General features: G+C 49.3%; 2 tRNA genes. Both read left to right on the plus strand.

The annotated features are described in order from the left end of the window. The first annotated feature begins 88 nt into the window (after positions 1 to 88). Positions 89 to 163 (plus strand) — tRNA-Gly (locus ACW9JV_RS19280). A gap of 9 nt (positions 164 to 172) precedes the next feature. Continuing rightward, a tRNA-Arg gene (locus ACW9JV_RS19285) sits at positions 173 to 249 on the plus strand. Positions 250 to 515: the final 266 nt, after the last annotated feature.

Here is a 515-nt window from a genome sequence, read left to right on the forward strand (position 1 = left end):
CCATTAGCTCAGTTGGCAGAGCATCTGACTTTTAATCAGAGGGTCGGAGGTTCGAATCCTCCATGGCTCACCATTTTAAAAAGGAAATGCGGAAGTAGTTCAGTGGTAGAACACCACCTTGCCAAGGTGGGGGTCGCGGGTTCGAATCCCGTCTTCCGCTCCATGATATCAAGCGCCCGTAGCTCAATTGGATAGAGCGTCTGACTACGGATCAGAAGGTTAGGGGTTCGACTCCTCTCGGGCGCACCATTTTCTCTTCATATTAGAATACAGCTGGTACAGCATGAACGTAGTTGACGAAGAGGTTTACAACTTAGTCGACCTTTGAAAGAAGAAGCAAGAAGGTCGAGGAAACAAGAGAGTGGAGGAGGGAACGTACATCGGTACGTGACCTGACGACATGAACGTAGTTGACGAAGAGATTCGCAGCTTATTCGGCCTTTGAAAGAAGAAGCAAGAAGGTCGAGGAAACAAGAGAGTGGAGGAGGGAACGTACATCGGTACGTGACCTGACG

The organism is Salibacterium sp. K-3 (genome assembly GCF_054052005.1).